The organism is Methylobacterium aquaticum (assembly GCF_001043915.1).
Lineage (GTDB): Bacteria > Pseudomonadota > Alphaproteobacteria > Rhizobiales > Beijerinckiaceae > Methylobacterium > Methylobacterium aquaticum.
In genome coordinates this window covers 1-26741 of sequence record NZ_LABX01000197.1, presented here as the reverse complement: position 1 = coordinate 26741, position 26741 = coordinate 1, and the positions used below count along the sequence as shown (strand labels likewise).

Annotated in this window: 28 protein-coding genes and 1 pseudogene; 13 read left to right on the top strand and 16 right to left on the bottom strand. The window is 69.9% G+C overall.

The annotated features are described in order from the left end of the window. Both VP06_RS23950 and VP06_RS23945 read left to right on the top strand, forming a co-directional pair. Nucleotides 1-250 (top strand): nitronate monooxygenase (locus tag VP06_RS23950; protein ID WP_048466309.1); only part of this gene is annotated, 250 nt, incomplete at its 5' end. A gap of 182 nt (nucleotides 251-432) precedes the next feature. Next, a complete protein-coding gene (locus VP06_RS23945; RefSeq protein WP_048466308.1) occupies nucleotides 433-693 on the top strand; it encodes a hypothetical protein in 261 nt (86 codons plus the stop codon). Nucleotides 694-876: 183 nt separating this feature from the next. On the opposite strand, the gene VP06_RS23940 is transcribed toward VP06_RS23945, so the two are convergent. Together VP06_RS23940 and VP06_RS23935 are read right to left on the bottom strand one after the other, a co-directional pair. Beyond that, nucleotides 877-2328 (bottom strand): MFS transporter, encoded by a 1452-nt coding sequence (locus VP06_RS23940; RefSeq protein ID WP_048466307.1) that lies wholly within the window; start codon nucleotides 2326-2328, stop codon nucleotides 877-879. Between the two features lie 98 nt (nucleotides 2329-2426). After that, complete coding sequence (locus tag VP06_RS23935; RefSeq protein WP_425350943.1) at nucleotides 2427-2846, bottom strand: PaaI family thioesterase; 420 nt, start codon at nucleotides 2844-2846, stop codon at nucleotides 2427-2429. 73 nt (nucleotides 2847-2919) lie between these two features. On the opposite strand from VP06_RS23935, the gene VP06_RS23930 reads away from it, so the two are divergent. The 5 genes from VP06_RS23930 to VP06_RS23910 all read left to right on the top strand — a co-directional run bounded on the left by VP06_RS23930 (nucleotide 2920) and on the right by VP06_RS23910 (nucleotide 8271). Further along, nucleotides 2920-3606 (top strand): histidine phosphatase family protein, encoded by a 687-nt coding sequence (locus VP06_RS23930; RefSeq protein ID WP_048466306.1) that lies wholly within the window; start codon nucleotides 2920-2922, stop codon nucleotides 3604-3606. A 147-nt stretch (nucleotides 3607-3753) separates the two neighbouring features. After that, a complete protein-coding gene (locus VP06_RS23925) occupies nucleotides 3754-5028 on the top strand; it encodes an ABC transporter substrate-binding protein (RefSeq protein ID WP_048466305.1) in 1275 nt (424 codons plus the stop codon). Continuing rightward, on the top strand, nucleotides 5025-6053 hold the full coding sequence (locus VP06_RS23920) for a cyclase family protein (protein WP_048466304.1): 1029 nt from the start codon (nucleotides 5025-5027) through the stop codon (nucleotides 6051-6053). The genes VP06_RS23925 and VP06_RS23920 overlap by 4 nt, the downstream gene beginning before the upstream one ends. A 207-nt stretch (nucleotides 6054-6260) precedes the next feature. Further along, nucleotides 6261-7211, top strand: a complete 951-nt coding sequence (locus tag VP06_RS23915) for a 3-hydroxyacyl-CoA dehydrogenase family protein (RefSeq protein ID WP_048466303.1) — start codon at nucleotides 6261-6263, stop codon at nucleotides 7209-7211. A 70-nt stretch (nucleotides 7212-7281) separates the two neighbouring features. Beyond that, the gene (locus VP06_RS23910; RefSeq protein ID WP_048466302.1) at nucleotides 7282-8271 is read left to right on the top strand and encodes a glucokinase; all 990 of its coding nucleotides are present in this window, start codon (nucleotides 7282-7284) and stop codon (nucleotides 8269-8271) included. 7 nt (nucleotides 8272-8278) lie between these two features. Here VP06_RS23910 and VP06_RS23905 read toward each other — a convergent pair whose 3' ends face one another. Both VP06_RS23905 and VP06_RS23900 read right to left on the bottom strand, forming a co-directional pair. Continuing rightward, nucleotides 8279-8692 (bottom strand): VOC family protein, encoded by a 414-nt coding sequence (locus VP06_RS23905; protein ID WP_048466301.1) that lies wholly within the window; start codon nucleotides 8690-8692, stop codon nucleotides 8279-8281. A 181-nt stretch (nucleotides 8693-8873) separates the two neighbouring features. Beyond that, nucleotides 8874-9365, bottom strand: a complete 492-nt coding sequence (locus VP06_RS23900; RefSeq protein WP_425350942.1) for a YciE/YciF ferroxidase family protein — start codon at nucleotides 9363-9365, stop codon at nucleotides 8874-8876. 158 nt (nucleotides 9366-9523) lie between these two features. Here VP06_RS23900 and VP06_RS23895 point away from each other — a divergent pair, with 158 nt between their 5' ends. Next, complete coding sequence (locus VP06_RS23895; protein WP_048466299.1) at nucleotides 9524-9874, top strand: DUF1476 domain-containing protein; 351 nt, start codon at nucleotides 9524-9526, stop codon at nucleotides 9872-9874. Here the strand turns inward: VP06_RS23895 and VP06_RS23890 are convergent, their stop codons facing one another. The 11 genes from VP06_RS23890 to VP06_RS23840 form a co-directional block, all read right to left on the bottom strand. After that, complete coding sequence (locus VP06_RS23890) at nucleotides 9875-11455, bottom strand: SpoVR family protein (RefSeq protein WP_048466298.1); 1581 nt, start codon at nucleotides 11453-11455, stop codon at nucleotides 9875-9877. A gap of 114 nt (nucleotides 11456-11569) precedes the next feature. Then, a complete protein-coding gene (locus VP06_RS23885) occupies nucleotides 11570-12883 on the bottom strand; it encodes a YeaH/YhbH family protein (protein WP_048466297.1) in 1314 nt (437 codons plus the stop codon). A 122-nt stretch (nucleotides 12884-13005) separates the two neighbouring features. Beyond that, nucleotides 13006-14958 carry a PrkA family serine protein kinase gene (locus tag VP06_RS23880; RefSeq protein WP_048466296.1) on the bottom strand — a complete coding sequence of 651 codons (1953 nt, stop codon included), beginning with the start codon at nucleotides 14956-14958 and terminating at the stop codon, nucleotides 13006-13008. Nucleotides 14959-15314: 356 nt separating this feature from the next. After that, nucleotides 15315-15791, bottom strand: coding sequence for a hypothetical protein (locus VP06_RS23875; protein WP_048466295.1), 477 nt, complete (start codon nucleotides 15789-15791; stop codon nucleotides 15315-15317). Nucleotides 15792-15988: 197 nt separating this feature from the next. Continuing rightward, nucleotides 15989-16441 (bottom strand): hypothetical protein, encoded by a 453-nt coding sequence (locus VP06_RS23870; RefSeq protein WP_048466294.1) that lies wholly within the window; start codon nucleotides 16439-16441, stop codon nucleotides 15989-15991. Between the two features lie 67 nt (nucleotides 16442-16508). Further along, a complete protein-coding gene (locus tag VP06_RS23865; protein ID WP_082167589.1) occupies nucleotides 16509-17045 on the bottom strand; it encodes a MerR family transcriptional regulator in 537 nt (178 codons plus the stop codon). A gap of 43 nt (nucleotides 17046-17088) precedes the next feature. Further along, nucleotides 17089-17406, bottom strand: coding sequence for an integration host factor subunit alpha (locus tag VP06_RS23860; RefSeq protein WP_048466293.1), 318 nt, complete (start codon nucleotides 17404-17406; stop codon nucleotides 17089-17091). Between the two features lie 170 nt (nucleotides 17407-17576). Further along, a complete protein-coding gene (locus VP06_RS23855; protein ID WP_048466292.1) occupies nucleotides 17577-18554 on the bottom strand; it encodes a beta-ketoacyl-ACP synthase III in 978 nt (325 codons plus the stop codon). 47 nt (nucleotides 18555-18601) lie between these two features. Next, nucleotides 18602-19636 (bottom strand): phosphate acyltransferase PlsX, encoded by a 1035-nt coding sequence (plsX, locus tag VP06_RS23850; RefSeq protein WP_048466291.1) that lies wholly within the window; start codon nucleotides 19634-19636, stop codon nucleotides 18602-18604. Nucleotides 19637-19774: 138 nt separating this feature from the next. Continuing rightward, the gene (locus VP06_RS23845; RefSeq protein WP_048466290.1) at nucleotides 19775-20293 is read right to left on the bottom strand and encodes a YceD family protein; all 519 of its coding nucleotides are present in this window, start codon (nucleotides 20291-20293) and stop codon (nucleotides 19775-19777) included. Between the two features lie 206 nt (nucleotides 20294-20499). Then, nucleotides 20500-21051, bottom strand: a complete 552-nt coding sequence (locus tag VP06_RS23840; protein ID WP_048466289.1) for a ubiquinol-cytochrome C chaperone family protein — start codon at nucleotides 21049-21051, stop codon at nucleotides 20500-20502. 192 nt (nucleotides 21052-21243) lie between these two features. Between VP06_RS23840 and VP06_RS23835 the strand changes: the two genes are divergently transcribed. Then, nucleotides 21244-21708 (top strand): outer membrane protein assembly factor BamE, encoded by a 465-nt coding sequence (locus tag VP06_RS23835; RefSeq protein ID WP_048466288.1) that lies wholly within the window; start codon nucleotides 21244-21246, stop codon nucleotides 21706-21708. Between the two features lie 116 nt (nucleotides 21709-21824). Here the strand turns inward: VP06_RS23835 and VP06_RS23830 are convergent, their stop codons facing one another. Beyond that, nucleotides 21825-23684 (bottom strand): ABC transporter ATP-binding protein, encoded by a 1860-nt coding sequence (locus VP06_RS23830; RefSeq protein WP_048466287.1) that lies wholly within the window; start codon nucleotides 23682-23684, stop codon nucleotides 21825-21827. A gap of 124 nt (nucleotides 23685-23808) precedes the next feature. Here VP06_RS23830 and VP06_RS23825 point away from each other — a divergent pair, with 124 nt between their 5' ends. The 4 genes and pseudogenes from VP06_RS23825 to VP06_RS23810 all read left to right on the top strand — a co-directional run. Then, nucleotides 23809-24264: a tRNA (cytidine(34)-2'-O)-methyltransferase gene (locus VP06_RS23825; protein WP_048466286.1), complete on the top strand. Its 456-nt coding sequence runs from the start codon at nucleotides 23809-23811 to the stop codon at nucleotides 24262-24264. A 50-nt stretch (nucleotides 24265-24314) separates the two neighbouring features. Beyond that, nucleotides 24315-25211: an oxygen-dependent coproporphyrinogen oxidase gene (hemF, locus tag VP06_RS23820; protein ID WP_048466285.1), complete on the top strand. Its 897-nt coding sequence runs from the start codon at nucleotides 24315-24317 to the stop codon at nucleotides 25209-25211. A gap of 10 nt (nucleotides 25212-25221) precedes the next feature. Then, nucleotides 25222-26118 (top strand): DMT family transporter, encoded by an 897-nt coding sequence (locus VP06_RS23815; RefSeq protein WP_053082008.1) that lies wholly within the window; start codon nucleotides 25222-25224, stop codon nucleotides 26116-26118. Nucleotides 26119-26150: 32 nt separating this feature from the next. Next, nucleotides 26151-26741, top strand: a pseudogene (locus VP06_RS23810) (VWA domain-containing protein); the annotation flags it as partial.

Genomic DNA, 26741 nt, shown 5'->3' with positions numbered 1-26741 from the left:
CAGCGGCCGCGCCGGCCGCAGCCTCGCCACGGAGTACGTGGCGGCGGCCGCTGGCCCGGATGCTCCTGCTCCCGCTCCCTACCCGGTCCAGCGCGGCCTGACGCAGGGTCTGCGCGAGGCGGCGGTGAAGGACGGCGACCTCGGCCGGATGCAGGTCTGGGCCGGGCAGGCGGCGGGGCTGGCCCGGGCGGTGCCGGCGGGCGAGGTGGTTGGGGCGATCTGGGAGGGGGTCGATGCCGCGTTGGCATAGCGCGGCGAACGGCCATCGCAGCCTGGCGATCACCGCATCCGTCCGCCGGACGACAACGCTCCGTTCACCGGCCGCGCAAACGAATCAAGAAAGATTCGGATGTATACCCGGTGCGTTGGCGAGCGTTGGTCGCGTCCGAGACCTGCCCTTAGGGCAGATCGGAGCCGAGGGGTGACGGTGTCATGAGCGCGGCAGTCGGAGCGAACTACGCGAGCCCGGTCACGGTCAACGGCTACCCGTGCTGGAACTGTACCGACGTCGAGAAGGCGAAGAAGTCGGTCGATCCGAGCGCCCGCTCCGGCACAACCGGGCCGGTCGATCGCAGCACGCAGCCGACCGTGCGCGGCGCGGAGTCCGCCCCGGACGATGTCGGCTCCCGCCCGACGGTCTCCGCACATGATCGTGCGGCGGGCCTCGGGCGGCTGATCGATCGTCTCGTGTAGCGGGCGCGGCCGTCGCAGGCCGCACAAGGTCCGAAGGCCGGCCTGTGGCGCGTTCCACCGCGGGCACAGGATGCGGGAGGCATCGGGCCCACGGCCTCCGTCTCGACGGTCCGGTGTCAAGACCCGCGGCGAGGCCGAATCACGATGACGGACCGACCAATCGTTCTCGACGATTGGTGCGTCTCAGTCCGCCGCCGCCAACGGCTTCGCCACGTCCTCGAGCGACTTGCGCTCCGCCGCCACGCCCCAGATCCCCGCCACCACCCCGGCGGCGATCATCAGCACCGAAGCCAGCAGGTAGCCGCCGAAGATGGCGGTGCGGGAATGGCCCTCGATCAGCACGCCGAACAGGGCCGGCCCGACCGCCCCGACCGAGGTGCCGACCGCGTAGAACAGCGCGATGGCGAGCGCCCGGATCTCCAGGGGAAACACCTCGCTCACCGTGAGATAGGCCGAGCTGGCCGCCGCGGAGGCGAAGAAGAACACCGCCATCCAGCACAGGGTCAGGGTCGTTGCGGTGACCAGCTCCTGCTGGAACGCCCATCCGCTCGCGGCGAGCAGCACGCCGGAGAGCCCGTAGGTGATGGCGATCATCGGCTTGCGGCCGACCGTGTCGAACAGCCGGCCGAGCAGCACCGGCCCGAAGAAGTTGCCGGCGGCGAACGGCAGGATGTACCAGCCGACCCCGTCCGTCGGGACCTTGTAGAAGTCGATCAGGATCAGCGCGTAGGTGAAGAAGATCGCGTTGTAGAAGAACGCCTGCGCCGACATCAGCGCCAGGCCGACCCAGGCCCGCTGCCGGTAGGTCTTGAGCGCGGACAGAACCTCGGAGAGCGGCGTGTGGCTGCGCTGGCGCAGCCGCGCCTTCGGGAACGGGCCCTCGGCGAGGACGTGCCCGTCCTGGCGGAAGCGCGCCTCGATCCCGGCGACCAGGGCCTCGGCCTCCTCGTGCCGCCCATGGGTCATCAGCCAGCGCGGGCTCTCGGGGATCCAGGTCCGCAGGAACAGGATGACGAGCCCGAGGACGGCGCCGAGGCCAAAGGCGACGCGCCAGCCGGTATCCGGCCCGAACAGGGAGGGATCGAGCACGACGAGCGAGGTGCCGGCGCCGAGCACCGCGCCGAGCCAGAAGCTGCCGTTGATGACGAGGTCGGTCCAGCCGCGGGCGCGGGCCGGGATCAGCTCCTGGATGGTGGAGTTGATCGCCGTGTACTCGCCGCCGATGCCGGCCCCGGTGAGGAAGCGGAAGAGGCAGAAGCTCCACAGGTTCCAGGACAGGCCGGTGGCGGCGGTGGCCGCGAGATACACCGCCAGCGTGATGAAGAAGAGTTTCTTCCGACCGAGCCGGTCGGTGAGCCAGCCGAAGCCCACCGCCCCCAGCACCGCCCCGGCGAGATAGCTCGACGTGGCGAGCCCGATCTCGGCATTGGAGAATCGCAACGTCGGGCTCGCCTTCAGCGCGCCGGCGAGCGCGCCCGCGAGCGTCACTTCGAGGCCGTCGAGCACCCAGGTGATGCCGAGCGCCAGCACCACCAGGGTGTGGAACCGGCCCCAGGGCAGCCGGTCGAGCCGGGCCGAGACATCGGTCTCGATCACGCTGCCGGGACCGGCGCGGGAGCTGAGGGAAATCGTCATCGGGGCCTTTCCGGCGCGAGGCTGACCATGCCCCTGCCGAAATGGCTCACCGGGCCGCGGCGGGAACCCGCACCACGCCGGAAACCGTCGCCGACGCCTCAAGCCTTGGCGCCGACCGGCTTGAACACGCCGGTGGCGGTCGCCACCACCCGGCCGGCCGCGTCGCGGATCTCCGCGTCGCAGAACAGGATCGACTGGCCGGCCCGGGTCACCCGCCCCTCGGCGAGGAGCACGCCGTGGCCCGGCGAGAGGAAGCGCGTCTGCATGTCCAGGGTCACCACCGGGCGGCCGGCAGTGAGCCGGGCCACCGTGCCCATGGCGATGTCGAGGAGGGTGCAGAGGATGCCGCCATGGGCGATGCCGAGGTTGTTGCCGTGCTGCGGCCCCAGTTCCAGGCGCAGGCGCGTGCGCCCCTCGACGACCTCCAGCGCCTCGATGCCGCAGAGCCGGGCGAAGGGAATGTCCGCCCCGTAGATCATGCTGGTCTGCGCCTCGTCCATGGTCTCCGCCTCGCCCATGCGTCCGCTCCGTCTCGGGAGGCGCACCTATGGGGAGAGTTCGCCGGCCTGGCAATTCGCGCTATGACGGCGCATGAGCGCTTCGACCCCCTCCTCCTTCGTCCGCACCCGCTGGTGGTGGGTGCGTCACGCCCCCGTCCGGGGCGATGGCGGCCGCATCTATGGCGGCAGCGACATCGCCTGCGATTGCGGCGACGCCCACGTCTTTGCCGGCCTCGCCCCGGTCCTGCCCCGCGGCGCGGTCTGGGTCGCGAGCCATCTCGGCCGCACCCGCCAGACCGCCGAGGCCCTGTGGCAGGCCGGCGACTTCACGGTGGACGGCACCGGGCCGCGCCTGACCGCCCTGCCCGCCCTGGCCGAGCAGAATCTCGGCGCGTGGCAGGGCCAGGACCGGACGCGCTTCTTCGCCGAGCGCCAGCCCGCGGCCGCGAGCTACTGGTTCGCCCCCGCCGACGAGCGCCCGCCGGGCGGCGAGAGTTTTGCCGAGCTGTGCGCGCGGGTGAACACCGCGATCGACGAACTCACCGCGGAGCATCGCGGCCGCGACATCGTGGCGGTGGCTCATGGCGGCACGATTCGGGCGGCGCTCGCGCTCGCGCTGAACCTCGAACCGCAGGGCGGCCTCGCCTTCGCGATCGAGAATTGCTCGCTCACCCGCCTCGACCATTATGCCGGTCGGGACGGGGCGGGATGGCGGGTCGGGATGGTGAACGCCCAGCCCTGGCTGGGGGCCGCGGACGGCGCCGGGCCGGCGGCCTGACGCGGCCGAGCGGAGCCATACCGCTTTTTTCAGCGCCGCTCCGCTCCGGCGACGGTTGACAACCGGCCTCCCTTGTCCGGACCATGCACCCGGGCGCCCTCGACGGCGTACCGCACGAACGAACGTCTTCGACGAAGGACGGACCGGGTGAGGACAACGCTTCTGGCGGCGGCTCTGGCCGCGGTATTGCCTTGCATCGCGTGGCAGGGGGCTGCCTGCGCGCAGCCGGCGCCGGCCGCCCATTCCCAACAGACGGCCGGGACGGTCTCCAGGCCCCCAAGGATCTCCGACGGGGTGATCCGCCTCGGCTTCCTGCTCGACATGTCGGGGCTCTATGCCGACGTGACCGGGCCCGGCAGCGCCGCAGCGGCCCGCATGGCGGTGGAGGATGTCGGCGGCAAGGTCCTGGGCGCCCCCGTCGAGGTCGTGGTCGCCGACCACCAGAACAAACCGGACATCGCGGCGGCCACCGCCCGGGCCTGGTTCGATACCGGCGGCGTCGACGCGATCCTGGACGTCGCGGCCTCCGCCACCGCGCTCGCCGCCGTCGACATCGCCAAAGCGAAGAACAAGGTGATCGTGTTCAACGGCCCCGGCGCCGTGCGGCTCACCAACGAAGCCTGCTCCCCGGTCTCGGTCCACTGGGCCTACGACACCTACGCGCTCGCCAAGTCCACCGCGCAGGCCACCGTGACGGCGGGGGGCGATTCGTGGTTCTTCGTCACCGCCGACTACGCCTTCGGCCAGGATCTCGAGCGCGATGCGAGCGCGGTGGTGAAGGCCAACGGGGGCAAGGTGCTCGGCTCCGTGCGGGCGCCGCTCAACACCGCCGACTTCTCGTCCTTCCTGCTCCAGGCGCAAGGCTCGGGCGCCAAGGTGGTGGGGCTCGCCAATGCGGGCGCCGACACCACCAACGCGATCAAGCAGGCCGCCGAGTTCGGCCTGACCGGGGGCGGCCAGACGCTCGCCGGGCTGCTGGTCTATATCAGCGACGTGCACGGCCTGGGCCTGAAGGCGACGCAGGGGATGCTCCTCACGGAGGGCTTCTACTGGGACCTCAACGACGAGACGCGGGCCTGGTCGAAACGCTACTTCGCGCGTGTCGGCAAGATGCCGAACATGTCCCAGGCCGGCGTGTACTCGACGGTGATGCACTACCTGAAGGCGGTCGAGCGGGCCGGCACCGACGAGACGCAGGCGGTGATGGCGGCGATGCGGGAGATGCCGGTGGACGACTTCTACGCCCGCGGCGGGCGGATCCGCGAGGACGGGCGCATGATCCACGACATGTACCTGTTCCGGGTCAAGACGCCGGACGAGTCGAAGGGACCGTGGGACCTGTACACGCTCGTCGCGACGATTCCGGGCGAGCAGGCGTTCCAGCCGCTCTCCGCCTCCCGCTGTCCCCTGGTGAAGAAATGACCCTGCGCTGGCGCCGCCGACCGGAAGGCTCGACCTGGGGCGATTTTGGCCCCGACGACGAACTGGGCCGGCTCAACCTCCTGACCCCCGAGAAGGTGCGCCAGGGCGCGGCCGAGGTGCGGGAGGGCCTGACCTTCTGCCTCAGCCTGCCCCTCGACGTGCCGGGCGGCAACGTGCTGAACCCCCGCCGCCACCCGCCGCAGATCCGCCCGACGGTGCGGGCGAGCGGCCGGCCGAACATGAATTTCCTGGTCTGCGAGGAGGTGCCGGACGCCACCGACGTCATCAGCGACGACCTCGCGGTGCTGCATCTGCAATACTCGACGCAATGGGACAGCCTCGCCCATGTCGGCTCGCTGTTCGACGTCGAGGGCGACGGCACCCCGCGCCCGGTCTATTACAACGGCTTCCGGGCGGGCTCGGACATCACCGGCCCGGCGACGCCGGAGGAGGCGGGCGCCCCCTCCCGCGCCCAGGCGCTCGGCATCGAGCGCCTGGCCGAGCGCGGCATGCAGGGCCGCGGCGTGATGATCGACCTCCACGCCCATTGCGGCGACGCGCGGGTGGCTTTGGGCTACGACCGGCTGCGCCGCATCCTCGACGCCGACGGCGTCGTGGTCGAGCCCGGCGACATGGTCTGCCTGCATACGGGCTTTGCCGAACGGCTGCTCGGCATGAACCGCAATCCCGATCCGGCGATCGTCCACGACCTCTGCGCCGGCCTCGACGGACGTGACCGCAAGCTCCTGAACTGGATCACCGATTCGGGGCTCGCCGCCCTCATCGCCGACAATTACGCCGTCGAGGTCCATCCGGCGTTGCCGGGCGACGGCTGCTGCGCCACCCTGCCGCTGCACGAGCATTGCCTGTTCCGGCTCGGGGTCAACCTCGGCGAGTTGTGGCACCTGACCCCGCTCGCCACCTGGCTGCGGGCGAACGGCCGCTCCCGCTTCCTCCTGACGGCACCGCCCCTGCGGCTTCCGGGCGCGGTCGGCTCGCCGACGACGCCGATCGCTACGGTGTGAAGATCGGGAGAGCGGTGGGGACATCGCGCGGCGGGGACCGTGGCGGCCGGTGCGACACGCCTCGGCGCGCCGGTCCCCTGCGCCGCCTCATCCTGAGGTGCCGCGGGGTGGTCACGCCGATTGCCGCTGATGATCGGCGCCAGGTCGTTTCTTCGTCGCAATGACGCGGATCAAGGCACCACAATCCAAACGATACGGGAGGACAGCATGAGCGAGATCGCGGTCATCGGAGCCGGTCTGATGGGGCACGGCATCGCCCTGGTGCTGGCGCTGGGCGGGCACCGGGTGCGTCTGACCGACAGCCGGGCGGAGACCCTGGAGCAGGTACCGGGCCTGATCGCCTCGGCCCTCGACACCCTGCGGGAGGCCGGCGCCGTCGCGGATGACGGGACGCCCGAGCGCGCGGCGCAGGCGATCCGTCTCGAACCCGACCTCGCCGCGACGGTCTCGGGTGCGAGCCTCGTCATCGAGGCGATCACCGAGAATCCGGAGGCCAAGCGCGCGGCCTTCGCCGAACTCGACCGGCTCTGCGCCCCCGAGACCCGGATCGCCAGCAACACCAGCTACCTCGACGTCTTCCCGCTGATCCCCGAGGGCCGGCAGCGTCACGCCCTGGTGATGCACTGGTACACCCCGCCCTACATCGTCGATCTCGTCGACGTCGTGCCGGGGCCGCAGACCGACCCGGGCGTGATCGAGGAGGCGCGCCAGCTGGTGCACGGCCTCGGCCAGGTGCCGATCGTGCTCAAGCGATTCATCCCGGGCTACGTCGCCAACCGGATCCAGTCGGCGATCTCGGCCGAGGTCTATCATCTCCTCGACGAGGGCGTGGCCTCGGCCCGCGAGATCGACGATGCCATCATCCACGGCCTCGCCTTGCGCATCCCGATCCTCGGCCATCTCGCCAAGGCGGATTTCACCGGCATCGAGTTGCTGCGCCACGCGCTCGCCAATGCCAGCTACAGCCCGCCCCCGGCGCGCACCCGCTCGGAGGCGGTCGACGACCTCGTGGCCCGGGGACGCACCGGCGTGATGGCGGGGAAAGGTTTCTTCGACTGGGGCGGGCGCGACCCGGCCGAGCTGTTCCGCGATCGCGACCGCCGACTGCTGGCCCTGAAGCGGGCGATGAAGCAAGTCGGCCGGATGGAAGGGGAATGAGCCTGTCGACCGGAGCCGCCGCGGCGCTATAACCGGACCTCTTGCGTGCTCCGGAGGCGAAGCGGCGGCCATGGTCGAGTTCCCGGTCCTGTTCGGCGATATCGGTGGCACCAATGCGCGCTTCGCCGTGCACGAGACGCCGGGGGCTGCGCCGGTGGTGCTCGCCCACGAGAAGACCGCGGCCTATCCCGATCCGAGCGCGGCGATCCGCGCCGCGCTGGCTCACAGCAGGGCCGCCCCGCCCCGCTCCGCCATCCTGGCGGTGGCCGCCCGGGTCGATGGGCCGGCGGTGCATCTCACCAACGCCCATTGGGTGATCGAGGGCGCGCGGATCGGCCGTGATTTCGGCCTCGCGAGCTGCCGGATCGTCAACGATTACGTGCCGGTGGCGGCCGGCGCCGCCGATCTCGACCCGGCCGGGCGCGATCGCTCGATCCTCGAACAGATCGGCCCGGTCCTCTGCCCCGATGGCGGCGCTCGCCTGGTGCTCGGCCCCGGCACCGGCTTCGGCGCTGCCGGCCTCGTTCCCTACGGCAAGCAACTCGCCATCGTCTCAACCGAGGCCGGCCACACCGATTTCGGACCGAGCGATGCGGAGGAGGCCGCGTTCTGGCCGGATCTCGCCCGGATCGAGGGCCGCATCACCGTCGAATCGCTTCTCTCCGGCCCCGGCCTCGCCCGGCTCCATGCCGGCCTCGGCGGCGGCGAGAGGGAGGCGAAGGACATCACCGAGCGCGGGATGTCGGGCGAGGACCAGGCGGCGCAGCGCACCTTGCGGGTGTTCTCCAAGCTGCTCGGACGGCTCTGCGGCGATCTCGCCCTCACCTTCCTGGCGACCGGCGGGGTCTATATCGGCGGGGGGATCGCGCCCCGGATCCTCGACGTGCTGAACGAGGGCACGTTCCGGCGCGCCTTCGAGCACAAGCCGCCCTTCTCCGACCGGATGCGCAAGATCCCGACCTGCGTCATCACCATCGCCGATCCGGCGCTGGCCGGCCTCTCGGCGCTGGCCTGCCAGCCGGAGCGGTTCGCCTATGACGGGCAGCACTGGGTGGCGTGAGGGCGGGTCAATAACCCTGCCACAATCCCGGCGTCGCCAGCTCGATCAGGTGACCGTCGGGGTCGCGGAAATACAGGCTGACGCCGCCGCGCGGCCAGGTGGTGCGGCCCTCGATGGCGATGCCGTGCGCCGTCACGTGCCGCTCCCACGCCTCCAGTGCCTCGGCCGGGATCGACAGGGCGAGGTGCAGCGGGCCCGATCCGTCATGGGGCGGGATGGTGCCGCCGGGCGTCGGTACCGGGTGCAGCGAGCCGCCACGGGGAAACAGCAGCAGGACGCCGCGCCCGGCAACGTCGTAGGCCCGCATCCGATGGTCCTCGTGCAGGCAGGGCAGGCCCATCGGCCCGCCCCAGAACGCGGCCGCCCGGGCGAGGTCGTCGACATACAGGACCGTCTCGAGGATCCCGGCGATCTCCGGCATGGCACACCTCCCATCGGAGAACGCGCGGGGGCCTGGCGGGTTATACCAACGGTCGTTTTCAACGACCGTTGGTACCGTTCGCGACTGTTCGCCAAGCCCGAAATCCCGGACATCTGGGCTTGACATCGACAATTCGAGACTGGTCAACCGCCCGATGCGTCAGCATCCTGGGCCGTCGATCTTAGGCGGCCGCTGGGTTGACCGCCTCCTCGGCAAGCTCGGACAGGAGTTCGTCGGTGTTCTCCTCCTCGACCAGCGTCTCCTTGATCAGGCTCTCGGCCTCACCGAGCCCCAATTGCTTGGCCCAGGCCAGCAGGGTGCCGTAGCGGGTGATCTCGTAATGCTCCACGGCTTGCGCGGCGGCGATCAGGCCGGCATCGAGCGCCTCGCTACCGGAAAACTCCTGCATCACCTCCTCGCCCTCGGCGATGATGCCCTGGATCGCCTGGCAGGTGACGCCCTCGGGCTTCTCGCCGATGATCCGAAAAACCTGGTCGAGGCGCTTCACCTGCTCGCGGGTCTCCGCGACATGGACGCTGAACGCGCCCCGCAATTCATCCGAGCGAGCGGCTTGCGCCATCTTCGGCAGCGCCTTCAGGATCGCATTCTCGGCGAAGTAGGTGTCCTTGAGCTGGTGCAGGAAGAGCGCCCGGAGATTTTTGTCGTCGGCCATCATATGCCCCCATGGAGTACCAATGTCCCCGGGCAACTCCCCGCGTCCCCGCTTCGTTCCTTGGGCGATCACCGGCTTTGTGATCGGCGCGGCCCTGGTTGCCGCGGGCGGGCGACGCCACGTCCAGGGCGGGGGCGAGACACCGCGGAGATCACCCGATGACCACGCTGTTCGACGAACGGGAAAGGGCCGCGGAGGCGCTGTTCGCCCTCGACGAGGAGCTGCGCTTCCTGGCGCTCGCCCGGCGCAACAAGATGCTGGCCGCCTGGATGTGCGAGCGCCTGAACCTCGCCGGCAGTGCGGCGGAGGTCTACAAGAAGCGCCTGATCGAGGCGGGCGCGGAACCGCTCCCGGCCGGCCGGACGGCCGATGAGGCGCTGGCCGACCGGCTGCGGGCCGATCTCACGGCAAAAGGCGCCGAGACCGAGGCCGAGGCTTTGCCGGGCCTGATCGCCCGCTACGGCGCCGAGGCGGCCCGGACCGTGCGCGAGCAGGCCCGGGAGAGCTGATCAGAAGAAGGTCGGCCGTGCGCTGGCGGTGTGCTCCTTGAGCACGGCGCCGGTGACGGTATCGACCTCCTTCATCACCACGTCGTAGCCCCACAGGTCGGCGAGGTGCTGGAGCACCCGCATCGCGTCGTCCTTGTTGAGCAGGACGCGGTTGAGCACCTTGTGGTGCAGGATCAGCTTGCGGTCGCCCTCGAGGTCGACATCGATCACCTCGATGTCCGGGTCGAGCCAGGCGACATCGTATTGCCGCGCGAAGGCCCGGCGCAGGCGCCGGTAGCCGCGCTCGTCGTGGATCGCCTCGACGCGCAATTCCGGCTTGTCGGGATCGTCGGTGACGTGGAAGAGCCGGAGCTGGCGCATCAGCTTCGGGCTGAGGAACTGCGCGATGAAGCTCTCGTCGCGATAATTGGCCCAGACGTCGCGCAACACCTCCATCGCGTCGCCGCTGCCGGCGATGTCGGGGAACCAGGCCCGGTCCTCGTCGGTCGGCTCGGTGCAGATGCGGGCGATGTCCGTCATCATGGCAAAGCCGATGGCATAGGGGTTGTGCCCGCCGTAATGCCGGTCGTCATAGGTCGGCTGGCGGATGACGTTGGTGTGCGATTGCAGGAATTCGAGGTAGGCCGCCTCGTTGATCTGCCCCGTCTCGGACAGGCGGGTCATGATCCGGTAATGGTTGTAGGTGGCGCAGCCCTCGTTCATCACCTTGGTCTGGCGCTGCGGATAGAAATACTGCGCCACGTGGCGGACGATGCGCAGGATCTCGCGCTGCCAGGGTTGCAGCCGCGGCGCCGCCTTCTCCAGGAAGTAGAGGATGTTCTCCTGCGGCAGTTCCAGCAGGGCCCGGCGCCGCTCGGCCTGCGGGTCATGCTTGCCGGTCTGGGTCTTGGCCGGCAGGGTGCGCCAGAGGTCGTTGTACATCCTCTCCTGATGCTCCTGGCGCTCGCGCTCGCGGCGCTGCTCGGAGGAGAGGTCGGGTCGCTTCTTGCGCGGGTAGCGGTGCACGCCCTGGTTCATCAGGGCATGGGCGGCGTCCAGCACCGCCTCGACCGCGTTGTGGCCGTAGCGCTCCTCGCACCGCGTGATGAAGGTCTTGGCGAAATCCAGATAGTCGAGGATGCCCTCCGCATCCGTCCACTGCCGGAACAGGTAGTTGTTCTTGAAGAAATGATTGTGGCCAAAGGCGGCGTGGGCGATGACCAGCGTCTGCATCGTCGCCGTGTTCTCCTCCATGATGTAGGAGATGCACGGGTCGGAATTGATCACGATCTCGTAAGCCAGGCCCATCAGGCCGCGACGATAGCCGGCCTCGTGCTGGGCGAAGTGCTTGCCGAACGACCAGTGCTTGTAGAACAGAGGCATGCCGATCGACGCATAGGCGTCCAGCATCTGCTCGGCGGTGATGATCTCGATCTGGTTCGGATACCAGCTCAGGCCCAGTTCCGGCCCGGCGATCGCCTCGCAGGCGTCGTGGATGCGCCGGATCGTGTCGAAGTCCCAGTCGTTGCCGGTGAAGAGCGGGGCATTCTTGGCGATCACGGCCGGGCCGGCGGGCCGGGTGCCGAAGGTGGCGGAACTCATCGGGCGTCGAACCTCCCGGTGCTCTGGGGGGCATCCCCCGGCGGGATGCGGATCGTCTTCAATCGGACGCGGCCCTGTGCGGGAGGCCGCGCCGGCCTCACGGCGCGGCGGCGTTCAGGGCGCCGCGGCCTCCTGGCCGGCCTTGCGGGAGAACAATTCGCGGAAGACCGGGTAGATGTCGCGGCGGTGGTTGACCTTGCGCATGGCCAGCACCGAGTTGGTCTTCGAGACCGGCTCGTAGGTGCGCCAGAGCGTGGTCCGGTGCTCGACGAAGCCGGCCCGCGGCCCGCCCTCGTCGCCGACTTCCAGATAGGCGAAATACTGGCAGGCCGGCAGGATCGCCGTGCGCAGGAGATCCTGCGAGGTGGCGCCGTCGCTCGACACGTTGTCGCCGTCCGAGGCTTGCGCGGCGTAGATGTTCCAGTCTTCCGGGCTGTAGCGCTCGGCGATGATCCGCTTCATCTCGACGAGGGCCGAGGAGACCAGCGTGCCGCCGGTCTCGCGCGAGCCGAAGAACGTCTCCTCGTCGACCTCCTTGGCGTGGTCGGTATGGCGGATGAAGACGATCTCGACGTGCTTGTAGCGCCGGGTCAGGAAGATGTGGAGCAGGATGTAGAACCGCTTGGCGAGGTCCTTCATGTGCTCGGTCATCGAGCCCGAAACGTCCATCAGGCAGAACATCACCGCCTGGGCCACCGGGCGCGGATAGGGCTCGAAGCGCCGGTAGCGCAGGTCGATCGGATCGACATAAGGGATCCGCTGCGACCGGGTGCGCAGGCGCGCCAGTTCCGCCTTCAGCTCGTCGAGGATCGCCGCGTCGGGATCGCTCTCCTCCAGCGCCCGGATCTCCTCCTCCAGCGCCTCCATCTCGGGCGCCTTCGGGCGCTTGAGAGCGATGCGCCGCGACAGCGAGTTGCGCAGGGTCCGGCCGATGGAGAGGTTCGCGGGCGAGCCCGAGACCGTGTAGCCAGCGCGGCGCAGCGTCGCGGTCTCGACCACGGCGAGGCGGCGCTTGGCGAGATCGGGCAGTTCGAGGTCTTCGAGGAAGAGTTCCAGGAACTCCTCGCGGGTCAGGACGAAGCGGAACGAATCCTCGCTGTCCTGGCCGCCATCGCCGGCCTCCCCGCTGCCGCCCCGTCCGCCGCCGCCGCCCGGCGGGCGCTCGATCCGGTCGCCCTCGATATAGGTCTTGTTGCCGGGCAGAATGTGGTCCTGGATCCCGGTCGAGGGGTTGCGGGTGAATTTCGGCTCCCGCACGCCGTCGACCGGAACGGTGACGTTGCCGTCCTTGCCGAGATCCTTGATGTCCTTCTCCCGGGCCGCCTCGCGCACGGCGCGCTGAGCCACGTCACGGACCCGACGCAGGAAGCGCTGCCGGTTCGCCAGGCTCTTGCCGCCGGGATTGAGGCGTCGATCGATGATGTGCATCCGCTTCGCGCTCTCCGATCACGCCACCATACCGTATCGGGGACAGTCCCCGCCACCGCTCCCCTCCGGGGTGGCCCGCGGAAAGACAGCGTCCGCGGGCCGCGATGGTTGCGTTGGCGGGGTCAGCCCGCCTGCTTGACGCGCATGTACCACTCGACCAGGCGCCGGACCTGGCGCTCGGTATAGCCGCGGTCCTTCATCCGCTCGACGAACTCGCCGTGCTTCTTCTCGGTCTCGCTGTCCTTCTTCGAGCCGAAGGAGATCACCGGCAAGAGTTCCTCGACCTGGCTGAACATCCGCCGCTCGATCACCTCGCGGATCTTCTCGTAGGAGGTCCAGGACGGGTTGCGCCCGCCATGCTGGGCCCGCGAGCGCAGGGCGAACTTCACCACCTCGTTGCGAAAATCCTTCGGGTTGGCGATGCCCGCCGGCTTCTCGATCTTGGTCAGCTCCTGGTTCAAGAGCTCGCGGTTGAGCAGCTGCCCGGTCTCCGGGTCCTTGAAGTCCTGGTCCTCGATCCAGGCGTCGGCATAGTCGATGTAGCGGTCGAACAGGTTCTGGCCGTAATCATGGTACGATTCCAGATAGGCTTTCTGGATCTCGTGGCCGATGAACTCGGCGTAGCGCGGCGCCAGTTCGCCCTTGATGAATTCGAGGTAGCGCTTCTCGGTCTCGGGCGGCAGCTGCTCGCGGCGCAGGGCCTGTTCGAGCACGTACATCAGGTGGACCGGGTCGGCCGAGACCTCGGTGGTGTCGTGGTTGAAGGTGGCGGCCATCACCTTGAAGGCGAAGCGGGTCGAGATCCCGTCCATGCCCTCGTCGACGCCGGCGGTGTCCTTGTATTCCTGCATCGAGCGGGCGCGGGGATCGACCTCGCGCAAGGATTCGCCGTCATAGACCCGCATCTTGGAGAAGACGTTCGAGTTCGCATGCTCGCGCAGGCGCGAGAGCACCGAGAAGCGAGCCAGCATCTCCAGAGTGCCGGGGGCGCAGCGGGCGTTGGCCAGCTCGGAGCCCGACACCAGCTTCTCGTAGATCCGCTGCTCCTCGGTCACCCGCAGGCAGTACGGCACCTTGATGACGTAGATGCGGTCGATGAAGGCTTCGTTGTTCTTGTTGGTCTTGAAGCTCTGCCACTCGGCCTCGTTCGAGTGGGCGAGGATGACGCCGGTGAACGGGATCGCCCCGATATTCTCGGTGCCGACGTAGTTGCCCTCCTGCGTCGCGGTGAGCAGGGGATGCAGCATCTTGATCGGCGCCTTGAACATCTCGACGAATTCGAGAATGCCCTGGTTCGCCCGGTTGAGGCCGCCCGAATACGAATAGGCGTCGGGATCGGCCTGGCTCAGGGTCTCGAGCTTGCGGATGTCGACCTTGCCGACCAGCGACGAGATGTCCTGGTTGTTCTCGTCGCCCGGCTCGGTCTTGGCGATTCCGATCTGGCGCAGGCGCGACGGGTTGACCTTGACGACCTTGAACTTCGAGATGTCGCCGCCGAACTCGTCGAGGCGCTTGAGGCACCAGGGGCTCATCAGACCGGTGAGGCGCCGCCGCGGCACGCCGTAGCGCTCCTCGATCATCGGCCCCATCGTCTCGGGGTCGAACAGCACCAGCGGACTCTCGAAGACCGGGCTCATCTCGTTGCCGGCCTTGAGCACGTAGATCGGGTGCACCTCCATCAGAGCCTTGAGCCGCTCGGCGAGGGACGACTTGCCGCCGCCCACCGGCCCGAGCAGGTAGAGGATCTGCTTGCGCTCCTCCAGACCTTGCGCGGCATGACGGAAGAACGAGACGATGCGCTCGATCGTCTCCTCCATGCCGTAAAACTCGGAGAAGGCGGGGTAGATGCGGATGGTCCGGTTCATGAAGATCCGGCCCAGACGCGAATCCCGCGCCGTGTCGATGAACTCGGGCTGCCCGATGGCGTCGAGAATGCGCTCCGGCGCACTCGCATACATCAGGGGGTTGTCACGGCAGGCTTCGAGATACTCGGACAGGGACAGCTCCGCGTCCCGGCGGGACTCGTAGCTGCGCGCGAAAGTTTGAAAGAGGTCGCTCGCTGACGGCATTGGCATTCCGGACCCTCACGACATCGCCAGGATCATCCTGTCCCGCCTCGGATGCAATCGATATCCCCATGTTTGTCGCAGCGCGGCAGCGCCGGGAGGGATGCGGAAGCGGCCGGAAGCCTGTATGCAGGCCGGTTTCGACCCGGGCGCATCCCGGCTCGGCCGGGAAAGTTGCAGGCCCGCCAAGGCGAAAGCCGGCGTCCCACCGGCTCTGTGCCGTAAAGGACACGCCTGTTCCGGTTTTTCCACACCCCCTCGGAGCACCCTCGTCTGCTCCACGGGACGCAAGGGGAACGCCGGTCAGGGGACCGGTGTTCCCGCTTCGTTTCGGATCCGGCGTCAGACCCTGACCCGGGTCGCCGTCAGAGGTCGGTCGTGTCCTTCTTCGCGCCGTCCTTGGCGCCGTCCTTCGGGCCTTCCTTGGTGCCCGCAGCGCCGACCGTCAGCTTGATGGTCTGGGTGCTCACGGCGCCGTCGGTGCCCTTGATCTCGACCGTCACCTCGTCGTTGCCGGTGAAGCCGGCCTTGCTCTCGTAGAACAAGGCCTGGACATTGGCCTCGACGTTCGGGCAGCGATAGGTGGCGGGGGTCTTCACCTTGCCGGCGCGCTGGACCAGGGCGCCGTTCTTGGGAGCGCCCGTCACCTTCAGCTCGGGCTGCGGCCCGAGCGAGCAATCCTTCTTCAGGTTCGGCACCATCACGAGCCGGACCTGCTTGCCGGAGGCGACGGTATGCTCGCGCACCTTGGCGGCCTGCGCGAAAGCAGGGCCGGCGGCCAGCACGGGCCCGGCGGCCATCAGGACGGCGAGCGCCAGGGTCGGGCGGAAGGGGCTGGTCATGTCGCTCTCAAGCTCTCCGAGGGGATGCCGGCCGCATGTGGGGAGCGCGTTCCCCGCCGTCGAGGGCCGGGATGCGGGTTTCCGCAATCCGATCCCTCAGTGCAGGACCAGCATCAGGAAGAGGTTGAACAGCCCGAGCAGAGCCACCCCGCCGAGACAGATCCAGTAGCCCCGGCCCTCGACCGGGTAATCGCCGATCATTCCGTCCCCTCCCCCGGCTCGTCGCCGGCCGCGGCCTGAAGCACCGCCAGGGTCGCGCCGGTCACCCGGGCGATCTGGGCCGGCGTGAGCTCGCCCGCAAGGGCCGCGGCGAGCCCGCGCTCGATCCGCACCCGCTCGCCGGCATCGCCGATCGGATCGGCCGGGATGTCGCTCTCGCGCAGGCGGCAGGCATCCCGGATGGTGTCGGCCGCCTTGCGCAGCACCTCGCGCTGGTCGGGCGTCATGTCCCAGAGCGGGTGACGCAGGCGCGCGATCACCCGCCTGGCATCGCGGTAGTCGCGGTCGACCGCGGGGATCGCCTCGATCTGGCTCACGAGCAGCACCAGTTCGAGCACATCGGCCGTCGCCTCGGGGCAGGTCCGCACGACGCGCATCAGCCGGGCGATCAGTTCTGTGGTCGGGGATGCGTGGCGGCGGAGACTGGCCATGTCCGCGTAACGCGGGGCCGGGGCTGCGGTTCTCCAGCCGGGCACGAATTTTGCTGTGCGCTCCCGATCAGCCGTCCGTTGCCTCCCGTGTCGGAGCGAGACGGGCCAGCTGCCGCCGGCACGCCCGCAACTCGTCCAGCACGGCGGTGAGACTCGCCCGATCCGCCCGCCCCAGCGGCGGCGGGGCGGTCTCGGGCTCCGGATCGTGGTCGGATTCGACGAAGGCGGGGGCGACCTGCTCGCCACGGCCGACCGCCTGGACGAAGCGCATGCCACGCTCGCGCAGGATCCGCTGGACGCCGCGGATCGTGTAGCCCTGGCCATAGAGAAGGCGACGGATGCCCTTGAGCAGATCGACGTCGTCGGGGCGGTAGTAGCGCCGGTTGCCGCCGCGCTTGAGCGGGCGGACCTGGGTGAAGCGCGTCTCCCAGAAGCGCAGCACGTGCTGGGGCAGGTCGAGATCCTCGGCGACCTCGCCGATGGTGCGGAAGGCGCCAGGTTCTTTCTCGGGCAAGACCCCCTTCTCGGGCAGAAGCGCCCGGCCGGGGGGATCGATCCCGCCGGGATCCGATGGGGTCTCGTCCTCGATCGGCGTCCCGGTCATCGGCCCGATCCTGCGTCAGCCCGTGCCTCGGCGCAGAGGTGGCTCACCCCTCGTCGTCATCCGGCGCCGCGTCGCCGTTGATCCGGGCCTTGAGCACGTTCGACGGCTTGAACACCATCACCCGGCGCGGCTCGATCGCCACCTCGACGCCGGTCTTCGGGTTGCGGCCGACCCGCTTGCCCTTGTCGCGCACCACGAAGGAGCCGAAGGACGAGAGCTTCACGGTCTCGCCGGAGGCGAGGCAGCCGCAGATCTCCGACAGCACCGTCTCCACCAGGGCGGCGGATTCCGTCCGCGACAGGCCGACCCGCTGGTAGACGGCCTCGCTCAGATCGGCCCGCGTGACCGTCTTGCCTGCCATCGTGCTGCTCCCCCGGCGGCTGAATCGCGAACTAACGTATGTCTATGATTGCGCACGCTAATCGGCGATGGGCGCCGGGTCAACCGGGCGTCGGGCGGGTTCCCGGACACTTTGCCGGCCGATCGGGCCAGCAGCCTTGGCCAATCGCGCCACCGGTCGACACGGCCGGCCTACCAGCGGATCAGCGCGCTGCCCCAGGTGAACCCACCGCCGATCGCCTCGATCATCACGAGGTCGCCGCGCTTGATCCGGCCGTCCTGGCAGGCCGCGTCGAGCGCCAGCGGGATCGACGCCGCCGAGGTGTTGCCGTGGCGGTCGACCGTCAGCACCACCTTCTCGCGGGCGATGCCGAGTTTGTCGGCCGAGGCTTCGATGATCCGCCGGTTGGCCTGGTGCGGCACGAACCAGTCGAGGTCCTCGGCGGTGGTGCCGGTGGCGTCGAAGGCTTGGGCAATCACGTCGGTGACCGAGCCGACGGCGAAGCGGAAAACTTCCTTGCCGACCATGCGCAGCTTGCCGGTGGTGCCGGTCGAGCCGGGCCCGCCATCGACGTAGAGCTTGTCCCGGTGGCGGCCATCGGCCCGGAGATGGCTCGTCAGCACGCCGCGGTCGCCCGAATGGCCCTCGCCGGGTTGGGCCTCCAGCACCAAGGCGCCGGCGCCGTCGCCGAACAGCACGCAGGTGGTGCGGTCCTCCCAGTCGAGCAGCCGCGAAAAGGTCTCGGCGCCGACCACCAGGGCGCGGCTGGCGGCCCCCGTGGTCAGGAACTTGTCGGCGGTGGCGACCGCGTAGACGAACCCGGCGCAGACCGCCTGGAGGTCGAAGGCGGCGCCGGCCTGGATGCCGAGCCCGGCCTGGATCTGGGTCGCTGTCGACGGGAACGTGTGGTCCGGCGTCGAGGTCGCGCAGACCACGAGATCGATCGTCGAGGCGTCGATGCCGGCGTTCCGCAAGGCGTTCTGCGCTGCCCTGACGCCCAGGACCGACGTGGTCTCGTCGGGTTCCGCGATGTGGCGCTGGCGGATGCCGGTGCGCTGGATGATCCAGTCGTCCGAGGTCTCGACCCGGGCGGCGAGATCGTGGTTGGTGACGACGGTCCGCGGCAGGTAGGAGCCGCAGCCCCGCACCACCGAGCGAAGGCGGGTCATGATGCGTCCTCCCTTACGCCGAAGCGGTCTTCATGCCGAGGCGGTCTTCATGCCGAAGCCTGGGCCGGCGTCGCATCGAGGCGTTCCCGGATCGTCCGCATCAGGTCGTGACGGGCCATGTCGTAGGCAAGATCGATGGCGCTGGCGAAGCCCTCGGCATCGGCGGCGCCATGGCTCTTGATGACGATGCCCTCGAGACCAAGGAACACGCCGCCATTGGCCCGGCTCGGGTTCATCTTCTCGCGCAGGGCCCGGAAGGCGCCGCGGGCGAACAGGTAGCCGATCTTCGCCATCAGGGTGCGGCCCATCGCGCCCTTGAGATAGGCGGCGATCTGCTTGGCCGTTCCCTCGGCGGTCTTGAGCGCGATGTTGCCGGTGAAGCCCTCCGTCACCACCACGTCGACGGTGCCGCGGCCGAGATCGGTGCCCTCGACGAAGCCGTGATAGGCGAGCCCCGGCAGGTCGGCCTCGCGCAGCAGGCGGGCGGCCTCCTTGACGGCCTCGTTGCCCTTCATCTCCTCGGTGCCGACATTGAGCAGCCCCACGGTCGGCCGGTCAAGGTCGAACACGATGCGGGCCATGGCGGCGCCCATCACCGCCATGTCGACGAGGTGGTTGGCATCGGTGCCGATGGTGGCACCGACATCGAGCACCACGCTCTCACCGCGCACGGTCGGCCACAGGCAGGCGATGGCCGGCCGCTCGATATGCGACATCGTCTTGAGGCAGATCTTCGACATCGCCATCAGGGCGCCGGTATTGCCGGCCGACACCGCGGCATCGGCCTCGCCGTCGCGCACTGCCTGGATCGCCTTCCACATCGACGACTTGCCGCGGCCGGCGCGCACCGCCTGGCTCGGCTTCTCGTCCATGGCGACCGACACGGTGGTGTGGCGGATCTCGACGGCACCCTTCAGGCGCGGCTCGGCGGCGACCAGGGGAGTGAGCACCGCCTCGTCGCCGAACATCAGGAAGGTCGTCTCGGGGTGGCGCTCGCGGGCGAGCCCCGCACCGGGCACGACCGTCGAGGGGCCGTGATCGCCGCCCATCGCGTCGAGCGAGATGCACACTCTCTGGGACATGGGGGTGTCGAACAGCCTCTCGGATCCGCCGATAACGCGCGAACAAGGGGGTCCGCGGCGCGGCGGAAAATAGCGACCCGGGCCCAAGCCGCAAACGAATTCTGAAACCTTTCGCGTCGCGGCGGCGTCCGGCCGTCGTCAGCCGTCCGTCCCGTCGTCCTTGCCCCTGAGCCCCTGGAGGGCGGCGAACGGGGTCCGGCCCTCCTCCGCCGCGGGCGGCTCGAAGTCGACGCCGTCCTTTCGCGGATAGGGATCGAGCCCGAGCGCCAGGAACTCGGCGGCCAGGCTGCCGAGGTCGATGCGGCCGTTGACGATCGGGTCGGGAATGTCGGCGTCCTCCGCCGGGGTGCCCGCGAAGGCGTCCTGGTCGGCGAAATCGACGTCGACCTCCTCCGTCACGGTAGCCTCGAACGGCTCCAGGGTGACGATGCAGGTCTGGGTCAGGGCCGCCTCGACGGTGCCGGTGACCTGGAGCCGGTGCAGGGAGCCCGAGAGCCGGAAGGTGCCGGTGAGCCGCGCGATCCCCGGCAGGCCGAAATCGCGGGCGAGCGCCGCGCACTCCGCCTCGGTCGCCTCGACGGTGACGGGCTGGCCGGTCTTCAGGCTGCGCTCGACCAGGATCGGGCGGGAGAACGGGCCGACGCTGTCGGGGGTCATCAAGGGCTCCTTCTCGGATCCTGCGGGTGCCGGGCGAGGCTGTAGGGGCAAGGCTGTGTGGTCGCGGACCAGGATGCGCGCAGACGGGCGCGGCCGCCCGGCCGGGGCGCTCCCGCAGCCTCGCGCCCGAATGGTCTGGAGATGCGTCGCGCCGCCCTCCCGTGCAAGGCCCTCGCCAGGGCCGGGGAGCCTGCGCGCCGGCCGGGTCAGGCCGGGGGACCGGCAAAGCCCGCCGGATCCGGCAGGGCCGGGCCCGTCGCCATCAGGGCATCGAGATCGGTCGCGGCGAGGGCGGCATCGGCCGCCGCCACATAAGCGGCGAGACCCTCGGCCGCCGCGGGCTCCTCGCGGGCCAGCACGTTGCGGGCGAGCGCCGCCGCCAGCGCCCCACGGTCGCCGGCATCGAGGGCGGCATCGTAGGCGCTCGCGCGGCCGTAGAACGCCTGGGCCAGCTTCTTCATCCGCTTCGACACCCCCATGTCGCCGACGCCCAGCTCGCGCAGGGACGCATCGAGCTGCTCGAACACCGCATTGACGAGGTCCTGGGCGATGTCCGCGGCCGGAGCGGGCAGCCGGCGCAGGTGGCGCAGCACCAGGACCACGTGCAGGCACAGGGCCTCGAACCGGCCCTCCACCGTGTCGGGCACGCCGAGATCGAGGTAGAGCGCCGGCACCCGGGCCCCGGCATTGATGCGGATCTGCAACGCCTCGATGGCGCGCCGCCGCGCATCCTCGCGGCGGAAGGGGTTTCGGATCATCGTGCGGTGTCTCGCCTCTCCCGTACCGCCCTGTGCCGCCGGGGCGTGCCATCCGTGACCGGCCATCCGTTGCGGAAGCTTGGCCGTGCCTTGCCAACGCCACAACCCCGGGGTACGGCAACGATCGCTTCTTGCGCAAGGCTGCCGTCCGGCCGGCCGACACACTGTCCCGCACCGTCTTCCGAGGTCCCGATGCCGCGCCGCTTCACACCGTCGCTCCTCCGCCTCGCCGCGGCCGGCCTGATCGGTCTGTCGGCCGCGGGCTGCGTGATCGGCGAAGAGTTCCGGCACGGCTACATCATCGACGATGCCGCCGTCGCCCAGGTCAAGCCCGGCGCCAGCGCCGAGCAGGTGCTCCAGCTCCTCGGCACCCCGACCACCGTCTCGACCGTCGGCAACAAGTCCTGGTACTACATCAGCCAGAACACCGAACGCCGCGTGATGTTCATGGGCGAGCGCCCGAAGGACCAGCGCGTCCTGGCGGTGTACTTCAATGCCGGCTTCAAGGTCGAGCGCGTGGCGCTGTACGGCGAGCAGGACGGCAAGGTGTTCGACTTCATCTCCCGCACCACGCCGACCAGCGGTGGCGAGCAGGCGTTCCTCGGCCAGCTGATGCGCGGCTTGACCAAGTTCGAGCCGTTCAACAACGCGCGGTAGGGCCGCGCCTCCTGCTCGGATGGGTGGGTCGTCCCCGCGTGCCGCGCGCATCCTCCTCGCCCCGCGGGCGGGGAGAGGAGAGAACCCGCTGCTTATGTGGCGCCTTAGGCGCCGCGCTACTCCGCCGCCGCCCGCTCCGCCTCGCTCCCCAGGAACCCGCCGGATTGCCGCGCCCACAGGCGCGCATAGAGCCCCCCGGCCTTGACCAGGTCGGCATGCCGCCCCTCCTCGACGATCCGCCCGCGATCCAGCACCACCAGCCGATCGAGGGCGGCGATGGTCGAGAGGCGGTGGGCGATGGCAAGCACCGTCTTGCCCTGCATCAGCCGGTCGAGGGAGCCCTGGATCGCCGCCTCGACCTCCGAATCGAGGGCCGAGGTCGCCTCGTCGAGGATCAGGACCGGCGCGTCCTTCAGGATCACCCGGGCGATGGCGATGCGCTGGCGCTGGCCGCCCGACAGCTTGACGCCGCGCTCGCCGACCTGGGCATCGTAGCCGCCCCGGCCCTTGTGGTCGGCGAGGCCGCGGATGAAGGCGTCGGCGTGAGCGGCCGTCGCTGCCGCCACGATCTCGGCGTCGGTCGCGTCCTCGCGGCCATACGCGATGTTGTCGCGGATCGAGCGGTGGAGGAGCGAGGTGTCCTGCGTCACGACGGCGATCTGCCGGCGCAAGGAGTTCTGCGTCACCGCGGCGATGTCCTGCCCGTCGATCAGGATGCGCCCGCCTTCGAGGTCGTGCAGGCGCAGGAGCAGGGAGGTCAGCGTGGTCTTGCCCGCCCCGCTCGGGCCGACGAGGCCGACCTTCTCGCCCGGCGCGATCCGCAAGGTCAGGTCCTCGATGATCCCGGCCTCTTCCCGACCGTAATGGAAGCTGACGCCCTCGAACCGCACCTCGCCGCCCGTCACCGCGAGGTCGCGGGCGCCCGGGCGGTCGGTGAGAGCGTGCGGGAGAGCGATGGTCTGCATGCTCTCCTGCACCACGCCGATATTCTCGAACAGCCCGCGCACGGTCTGCATCACCCAGCCCGACATCGCGATCAGCCGCAGCACCAGGGCGAGGCCCGCCGCCCCCTCGCCGGTGGTCATCTGCCCGCGCGACCATAAGCCCAGCACCACCCCGGCGGTCACCACGATCAGCGTGCTGTTGAGGAACGAGAGCGTGGCGGTGACCGCGGTGATGAGCCGGAACGAGTGCAGGTAGGCGTCGGTGTGGTCGGTCGTGGCGGCCTGCACCGCGGAGCGCTCCTCGCGGTCGCGGGCGAACAGCTTGACGGTGAGGATGTTGGTGTAGCTGTCGACGATGCGGCCGACGAGGGCCGAACGGGTATCGGCGACCTTGAGCGAGCGCGCCCGGGCGCGAGGCACGAAATAGGCGGTGAGTCCCGCATAGGCGACGATCCACACCAGCACCGGCAGCATCAGCCACGGGCTGATCGAGCCGAACAGGCTCACCGCCGTGACCGCGAAGATCGCCACGTAGAGCAGGGTGTCGATCACCACGATGGCGAGTTCGCGCACCGCCACCCCGACCTGCGTCACCCGGTTGGCGAGCCGCCCGGCGAAATCGGCCTGGAAGTACGAGAGGGCGTGGCCGAGGGTGTAGAGATGGGTGCGCCAGCGGATCAGGCTGGTGGTCTGCGGCACCACGAACTGATTCGACAGCACCTCGTGCAGCCAGGATAGGACCGGGCGCGCCACCAGGATCAGGCTCGCGGCCAGCATCAGGCCGGTGCCGTGGTCGCGCCACAGGGTCTCCGGGCCGGACTTGGCCAGGATGTCGACGAACCATCCCATCAGAAGGTAGAGCGACGCCTCGACGCTGCCGGCGGCGAGCGCCACCACGAACAGGATCGCCAGCGGGCCCCGCACCGGCCGCAGGTAGAACCAGGCGAAGCCCGCCACCGTGCCGGGCGGGCGCCTGGCCTCCTCGAAGGGGGCGAAGGGATCGATGCGGCGCTCGAGCCAATCGAGGAACATGCGGGCTTCCCGAGGGTGTCGGGCTCCTGAGCTATGCGGCGTCGGCGCGGCGCCAACCGGGGGGCGATGCCGCAGGCCGCCGACCGGCGTATGACGGGCCCCTCGACAGGATGCCCCCGGACTCATGCTGCGCCTCGCCCTCTACCAGCCCGACATCCCGCAGAACACCGGCACGATGCTGCGCCTGGCCGCCTGCCTCGGCGTCGCCGTCGAGATCATCGAGCCGGCGGGGTTCGACGTCTCGGACCGCCACCTGCGCCGTTCCGGCCTCGACTATCTCGACCACGTCGCGATCACCCGCCATCGCTCCTACGCATCGTTCGAGGCCTGGCGCCGGGAGGCCGGGATCCGCCTGGTGCTGGCCACCACCGCCGGATCGGTGCCCTACACGGCGCATGCCTTCCGGGACGGCGACTGCCTGATGGTCGGGCGCGAATCGGCCGGGGTGCCGGACGCGGTCCATGCCGATGCCGATGCCCGGGTGACGATCCCGATGCAGGCGGGGATGCGCTCGCTCAACGTGGCGGTAGCGGCCGGGATGATCCTGGGCGAGGGTTTGCGCCAGCTCGGCAGCCTCTGACGCCTTGCCGACACCTTGGCCCCGGCCCACCGGTATGGGATGAGAGACGCATGACCGACGCCGCTCCCGACATCGCCGCGCTCAAGACCGAGGCGACCGCCTGGTTCTCCACCCTGCGCGACCGCATCTGCGCCGCCCTCGAAGAGATCGAGGAGGAGGCGACAGGCCCCTTCGCCCCCGAGGCCGGCGGGCCCGGGCGGTTCGAGCGCACGCCCTGGGAGCGCCAGGATCATTCCGGTGCGCCGGGCGGCGGCGGCACCATGGCGATGCTGCGCGGCCGGGTGTTCGAGAAATGCGGCGTCCACGTCTCGGCGGTGCATGGCGAGTTCGCGCCGGAATTCCGCGGCCAGATCCCGGGCGCGGCGGAGGATCCCCGCTTCTTCGCCACCGGCATCTCGCTGATCGCCCATCCGTGGAACCCGCACGTGCCGACCGTGCACATGAACACCCGCTTCGTGGTGACGACGAAGACGTGGTTCGGCGGCGGGGCCGACCTGACCCCGGTCCTCGACCGCCGCCGCACACAAGACGATCCCGACACGGTCGCGTTCCACGCCGCCTTCGAGGCGGCCTGCGCCAAGCATCCGGCGGCCGATTATGCCTGCTACAAGGCGTGGTGCGACGAGTATTTCCACCTCAAGCACCGCAACGAGCCCCGCGGCATCGGCGGCATCTTCTACGACTACCATTGGACCGGCGATCCGGCCGCCGATCTCGCCCTCACCCGCGACGTCGGGACCGCGTTCTTAAGCATCTATCCGGAAATCGTGCGGCGCAACCTCGCCACCCCCTGGACCGAGGCCGACCGCCACGAGCAGCAGGTGCGCCGCGGCCGCTACGTCGAGTTCAACCTGCTCTACGACCGCGGCACGATCTTCGGCCTGAAGACCGGCGGCAACGTCGCGTCGATCCTGTCGTCGATGCCGCCGACGGTGCGCTGGCCGTAACAGATCGTCGGTGAAACCCCTCCCCGATCTCGTCGCCGTCGTCCTCTGGATGGCCGGCGCCCTGCTGTCGTTCTCGGCCACCGCCATCGCCGTGCGCGAGCTGGCCCCGGCGCTGGGCCTGTTCGACATCCTGGCGGCCCGCGCGGCGGCCGGGGTGGCGATCGTCGGGACGGTGGCGCTTCTGCGCCGCCGGCCCCTCGCGCCGCGGCGCCTGACGCTGCATCTCGCCCGCAACCTCGTCCATTGGGGTGGCAACTACGCCTGGTCCTACGGCGTCACGCTCCTGCCGCTTGCCGTGGTCTTCGCCCTCGAATTCACCACCCCGGCCTGGGTCACCGTGCTCGCCGTGCTGATCCTGCGCGAGCGGCTCACCGCGAGCCGGGTCGCGGCGGTGGCGCTCGGCTTCCTCGGCGTGCTGGTGGTGCTGCGGCCCGGCGTCGCCGCGTTGCAGCCGGCGAGCCTGGTGGTACTGGCCGCGGCGCTGATGTTCGCGCTCACGGCGGTTGCCACCAAGGCGCTGACCCGAACCGAGAGCGTGCTGTCGATCCTGTTCTGGATGAACCTGATCCAGTTGCCGCTCAACCTCGTCGCCGGGCGGCTCGTCCCGGCGGTGCCGGTTCACGCCTTCGAGGGGCGCCACGCGCTGGCGCTGGCGGTCCTCTGCACCGTGGGCCTGACCTCGCATTGGTGCCTGACCAGCGCCTATCGCCGCGGCGACGCCATCCTGGTCATGCCGCTCGATTTCCTGCGCATCCCGCTGATCGCGGTGCTCGGCTGGCGCTTCTACGGCGAGCCGCTCGATCCGTGGCTGTTCGTGGGCGCCGGGCTGATCGTCGGCGGCATCGTCTGGAACCTCGCCGCGGAGGCGCGGCGACAGGCCCCGGCGGTCCGGCCCGAAGGGGCTTGACCGATCGGCGCCGCGGCGCGTTGATCGGCGCCATGCTGCTGACCTTCTTCACCGAGCTGCGTGCCGCCAAGGTCCCGGTCTCGCTGCGCGAGTACCTGACCCTGCTCGAGGCCCTCGACCGCGACCTGGCCGACCAGCGGGTGGAGGATTTCTATTACCTCGCCCGCACCGCCCTGGTGAAGGACGAGCGCAACCTCGACAAGTTCGACCGGGTGTTCGGCCGCGTCTTCAAGGGCGTGGTCACGGTCGGCGAGGCGGTGGAGCCGCAAGCCATCCCCGAGGAATGGCTGCGCAAGCTGGCGGAAAAATACCTCACCGAGGAGGAGCGGGCGCAGATCCAGGCGCTCGGCTGGGACAAGTTGTTCGAGACCCTGAAGGAGCGGCTGGCCGAGCAGAAGGCGCGCCATCAGGGCGGCTCGAAATGGATCGGCACGGGCGGCACCTCGCCCTTCGGCGCGTATGGCGACAATCCGGAAGGCATCCGCATCGGCCAGGATGGCAACCGCAACTTCCGGGCCGTGAAGGTCTGGGACCAGCGCACCTTCAAGGACCTGGACGATTCGGCCGAACTCGGCGCGCGCACCCTCCGGCTGGCGCTGCGGCGCCTGCGCCGCTTCGCCCGC

Bases quoted from the DNA above. Each gene is read 5' to 3' on its own strand.
- VP06_RS23875 (WP_048466295.1), bottom strand. From the start codon at position 15,791: ATGACCAGCCCCTTCCGCCCGACCCTGGCGCTCGCCGTCCTGATGGCC.
- VP06_RS23825 (WP_048466286.1), top strand. From the start codon at position 23,809: ATGCTGCGCCTCGCCCTCTACCAGCCCGACATCCCGCAGAACACCGGC.
- VP06_RS23920 (WP_048466304.1), top strand. From the start codon at position 5,025: ATGACCCTGCGCTGGCGCCGCCGACCGGAAGGCTCGACCTGGGGCGAT.
- hemF (WP_048466285.1), top strand. From the start codon at position 24,315: ATGACCGACGCCGCTCCCGACATCGCCGCGCTCAAGACCGAGGCGACC.
- VP06_RS23870 (WP_048466294.1), bottom strand. From the start codon at position 16,441: ATGGCCAGTCTCCGCCGCCACGCATCCCCGACCACAGAACTGATCGCC.
- VP06_RS23900 (WP_425350942.1), bottom strand. From the start codon at position 9,365: ATGGCCGACGACAAAAATCTCCGGGCGCTCTTCCTGCACCAGCTCAAG.
- VP06_RS23840 (WP_048466289.1), bottom strand. From the start codon at position 21,051: ATGATCCGAAACCCCTTCCGCCGCGAGGATGCGCGGCGGCGCGCCATC.
- plsX (WP_048466291.1), bottom strand. From the start codon at position 19,636: ATGTCCCAGAGAGTGTGCATCTCGCTCGACGCGATGGGCGGCGATCAC.
- VP06_RS23905 (WP_048466301.1), bottom strand. From the start codon at position 8,692: ATGCCGGAGATCGCCGGGATCCTCGAGACGGTCCTGTATGTCGACGAC.
- VP06_RS23865 (WP_082167589.1), bottom strand. From the start codon at position 17,045: ATGACCGGGACGCCGATCGAGGACGAGACCCCATCGGATCCCGGCGGG.
- VP06_RS23890 (WP_048466298.1), bottom strand. From the start codon at position 11,455: ATGAGTTCCGCCACCTTCGGCACCCGGCCCGCCGGCCCGGCCGTGATC.
- VP06_RS23910 (WP_048466302.1), top strand. From the start codon at position 7,282: ATGGTCGAGTTCCCGGTCCTGTTCGGCGATATCGGTGGCACCAATGCG.
- VP06_RS23930 (WP_048466306.1), top strand. From the start codon at position 2,920: ATGAGCGCTTCGACCCCCTCCTCCTTCGTCCGCACCCGCTGGTGGTGG.
- VP06_RS23885 (WP_048466297.1), bottom strand. From the start codon at position 12,883: ATGCACATCATCGATCGACGCCTCAATCCCGGCGGCAAGAGCCTGGCG.
- VP06_RS23895 (WP_048466299.1), top strand. From the start codon at position 9,524: ATGACCACGCTGTTCGACGAACGGGAAAGGGCCGCGGAGGCGCTGTTC.
- VP06_RS23940 (WP_048466307.1), bottom strand. From the start codon at position 2,328: ATGACGATTTCCCTCAGCTCCCGCGCCGGTCCCGGCAGCGTGATCGAG.
- VP06_RS23830 (WP_048466287.1), bottom strand. From the start codon at position 23,684: ATGTTCCTCGATTGGCTCGAGCGCCGCATCGATCCCTTCGCCCCCTTC.
- VP06_RS23935 (WP_425350943.1), bottom strand. From the start codon at position 2,846: ATGGGCGAGGCGGAGACCATGGACGAGGCGCAGACCAGCATGATCTAC.
- VP06_RS23860 (WP_048466293.1), bottom strand. From the start codon at position 17,406: ATGGCAGGCAAGACGGTCACGCGGGCCGATCTGAGCGAGGCCGTCTAC.
- VP06_RS23915 (WP_048466303.1), top strand. From the start codon at position 6,261: ATGAGCGAGATCGCGGTCATCGGAGCCGGTCTGATGGGGCACGGCATC.
- VP06_RS23845 (WP_048466290.1), bottom strand. From the start codon at position 20,293: ATGACCCCCGACAGCGTCGGCCCGTTCTCCCGCCCGATCCTGGTCGAG.
- VP06_RS23835 (WP_048466288.1), top strand. From the start codon at position 21,244: ATGCCGCGCCGCTTCACACCGTCGCTCCTCCGCCTCGCCGCGGCCGGC.
- VP06_RS23945 (WP_048466308.1), top strand. From the start codon at position 433: ATGAGCGCGGCAGTCGGAGCGAACTACGCGAGCCCGGTCACGGTCAAC.
- VP06_RS23880 (WP_048466296.1), bottom strand. From the start codon at position 14,958: ATGCCAATGCCGTCAGCGAGCGACCTCTTTCAAACTTTCGCGCGCAGC.
- VP06_RS23855 (WP_048466292.1), bottom strand. From the start codon at position 18,554: ATGACCCGCCTTCGCTCGGTGGTGCGGGGCTGCGGCTCCTACCTGCCG.